The organism is Bartonella birtlesii IBS 325 (genome assembly GCF_000273375.1).
GTDB lineage: Bacteria > Pseudomonadota > Alphaproteobacteria > Rhizobiales > Rhizobiaceae > Bartonella > Bartonella birtlesii.
This window is the reverse complement of the sequence record NZ_CM001557.1, coordinates 161,856-164,980: the sequence shown is the minus strand read 5'-3', so window position 1 is coordinate 164,980 and position 3,125 is coordinate 161,856. Positions and strand designations below refer to the sequence as shown.

At 40.0% G+C, this 3,125-nt stretch carries 3 protein-coding genes and 2 pseudogenes; 1 reads left to right on the top strand and 4 read right to left on the bottom strand.

The features are described 5' to 3' along the window. Together QWU_RS10225 and QWU_RS00795 are read right to left on the bottom strand one after the other, a co-directional pair. Positions 1–235 (bottom strand): annotated as a pseudogene (locus QWU_RS10225) (Arm DNA-binding domain-containing protein); the annotation flags it as partial. Between the two features lie 291 nt (positions 236–526). Further along, the gene (locus QWU_RS00795; RefSeq protein ID WP_017195974.1) at positions 527–742 is read right to left on the bottom strand and encodes a hypothetical protein; all 216 of its coding nucleotides are present in this window, start codon (positions 740–742) and stop codon (positions 527–529) included. A gap of 28 nt (positions 743–770) precedes the next feature. Here QWU_RS00795 and QWU_RS00790 point away from each other — a divergent pair, with 28 nt between their 5' ends. Continuing rightward, on the top strand, positions 771–950 hold the full coding sequence (locus QWU_RS00790) for a hypothetical protein (RefSeq protein ID WP_017195973.1): 180 nt from the start codon (positions 771–773) through the stop codon (positions 948–950). 383 nt (positions 951–1,333) lie between these two features. Here QWU_RS00790 and QWU_RS00780 read toward each other — a convergent pair whose 3' ends face one another. Together QWU_RS00780 and QWU_RS00770 are read right to left on the bottom strand one after the other, a co-directional pair. Continuing rightward, entirely contained in the window at positions 1,334–2,527 is a 1,194-nt protein-coding gene (locus QWU_RS00780) for an MFS transporter (RefSeq protein WP_006590492.1), read from the bottom strand. 223 nt (positions 2,528–2,750) lie between these two features. Continuing rightward, a pseudogene (locus tag QWU_RS00770) lies at positions 2,751–3,125 on the bottom strand (DUF3792 domain-containing protein); the annotation flags it as partial.

The following is a 3,125-nucleotide window of genomic DNA, read 5'->3' as shown; positions in this document are numbered from 1 at the left end:
CCCCTCACGTAAAATAGAGCGCCACCCAGTTGCCAATTCACGGGCTTGTTTTAAAGAAACATCTCGCAACGTACCCAAGCCCATTTCATGGTGGCGCCCATGAAGGGTATAACGATAAGTCTATTGAGCACCTCCATCTTTACGCTTATGAAGAAACAAGCCGACACCATCATTATATTTGCCAGCCCCCAATGTTGCTTACAGCCCTTGCATTAAGACGGTTTATAAGAGCCATTTTTAGTCCTTTCTTATACAAATTTGATCCACACATTCATCCCACTTGTTATGTGCAAAGGAATGATTTTGATTGATTCAAGATAAACAGATTTGGAATGAGAGAATCCTACGTTATTCGAGACTCTCATTCAATATGAGTAACACTATATCATTATTATAAATCAAAGCGTTATCCCAAGAAAAATACACGATTGGCATGCGCACAAAGTCGATGAAACTCTCTTAATTATAGAGGGAAAGCTAGATTTTTTCTATAGCAAAAAGCGTATAACCTGTACGCTAGGAAATGTTATATATCTCCCTGCAAATACAAGGTATAAATCAATTGATGTTTTGTTTTTTTATGTAGCCCGATTGTATGCCTATTGAGTTGATTAATGGCAAGAGTGCCAAGAGAAGAATCTATGATAATACATGTTGGCTCTCGTAAAAGAACGGTTGCATCATTTTCTGAAAATGTTTTTTGATTTGTTTCGATGAGATCGTGTTGTAAAAGTGATATCAAAAGACTTCCAGAGGCAAGAAGAGTAGCATTGAATTGTATTTCCCTCAGTGATTGGACAAGGCAGCCTTCACGAAGTGCTTCAAATGTGGGAAAGTCGAATCCGCCAAATGCCGCTCCTTTTGTAGAAACAACGGTTACAGGTTGTATTTGCCGTTTTCCAATTAAAGCTAGTTTATTTCTCGTTATCTGTACGTCTTTTGCTCATTGAATGCGTGATAAAGGATTGGGTTCACGAGGGTAGACAGCGAAAAAATTGATGGCTATGGGTGGTGTTGGTTTTTGCAATTCAAGTGTGTGGGAGCTCTCATGACAATCATGTCGCATATAGTCTGCCAGTTGCCACACATAGCTGCCTGTTCCATTGTAAAAGTTTAAGCCTATAGGATCTTGTTGCATGATGTTAAACTGGTTTCTATTTTGCTATAAACTAAATTTTGGGAACGGTTGTAGCTCTTCCACACTCAAGAGTGGTTCATCAAAGTAATATTGGTTGGTGTGGGGTTATAGGGGAGATACAACGATTTCATCGAGGGGTGATTGTCATACCATTTTTGGGTTTGGTTTGCCTGAGAGCAAAGATAGTAAAGTTCGTTAACCATTATCATATTCCTTTTTTTGTACGGCACTGTTCAAGATAAAACCTAATATGCCTGCGATCATTGTGGCGATGCCAATGATAAACAGCGTGCTTTGGGTATGATGAACATGGACAAAACCAGCTCCTATAAAGCCAAGACATACGGATGTTTGTATGATAAAGATATAGGCAGGCATTTGGTTGTTTCGGTGTTCTTTCTGGATGGCTTTCATCATAAAACTTGCCATCAGAGCGTTTTGCACACCGTTGGCACTCCCAAGGATAAAAAATGATAACATCATCAACCATATGAGCTGCGTTAAAGAAAAGCAGAAAATTGCTAAGCCAATGGTTGCAGCAGCTAGTGATGCTCCAGCAGCATTGCCAAAATGGTGGAAAAAGTTGGAGAAACAGAGTGGACCAACTACGAGGCCAAGACTTATCATGCTTGTGATTATCCCATAGGTTTCAGCGCTTAAGTTGAGATCTGTACGAATGCGGACAATCGATAAGACGTTAAGAGCAGAGGTAAGGATAATAGTGATGATGAGGGGAGCAAGAGCATAGACAACATTTTTTTTACGCAAGAGACTCATTAAATCTAGCCCTTTTTTGCTTTGCTGCGCTGTGTTTGTCATTTGTGTATGAATTTTTAAACTTTTAAAACAGAAGAGAGTGATAAAGGTAGCAAAAAGAACCATGATTGACAGCACAAACAATCCTTTTTGCCCATTTAATATCCCATACAATACACCCCCTAGCAGTGGTCCGACAATATAGCCAAGATTACGAACCGTTTGGATGATGCGATTGATACGGTCTAATTGGTGATCATTTTTTGCAAAATCAGGTACCGCAACAAGAATAGCAGACCAAAAGAGTGATCCAGCACAGCCTAGTGCGAAAGAAATGGCAATATAAATCCAAAATTGGTTGGCGACTGCAGCTGTGGCTATGAAAAGTGCTTCAAACAATAAAATAACAGTAACTATGTGTGCTGGCTGGAGGCAATGCAAAAGATGCGGGGCAATGGGGCCTGCACAAATTCCTCCTATAAGCCCTGCAAAAAGCAACATAGAAATGGAGGTTGTACTTTCTGCTAAGTGTAAAGCAAATGTAACTTGAGCCGTTTCATCAGCAAAGCTACTTAAGCTCAAAACAAGAAAAAGTCCTATTTGAGCGAAAATCATTGACTTTTTCTTTGTCACAATGCCCCTGCCTAAGATGTTAAAGCTTTTACGGTTTTTAAAATTTTTTCCTGCCTATGTGGGTGTTGTGGTATATTAGGCGACTTTGTTTTGTCTAGTTTTTTGATGATAGGTTGAGAAAGTAATAGTTCTTATTGCCATATTATGCAAAAAGCTTTTCAAGCAGGTGTAAAAAAAGCTGCACAAATCTGTGCAGCTTTTTTGCTTTTGCGCGCTAGAAGTTTTAAAACTTGAAAGTCTCTTTACGGCTTCTGTAACCATAATAACCACAAATACTGGAGATAATGGCACCAATCAAGCCTCCTAAAAAGCCCCACCAGCCCATATGTGATGCTGTTTTGGTGACTTTAGTCGCAGTGTTTTTTGCTCCCTTTATGGCATCCTCAAGATTATCCGAGAGTGTTTCTGCTTGTTCTTCAAGGGCTTTGAGTGCGTCCTCGGTTTTTGTTTCTGCTGTTTGATAGAGTTGAACAGCACGGTTGGCGGTCTTTTGTGCATCTGCACGTGACATGCCATTGCTCATAAGACCATTGATGATATCACTTCGATCAAGCTTTGCTGTAATGGCTTCTACACGATCAGAGAGGCGCTCACCAAG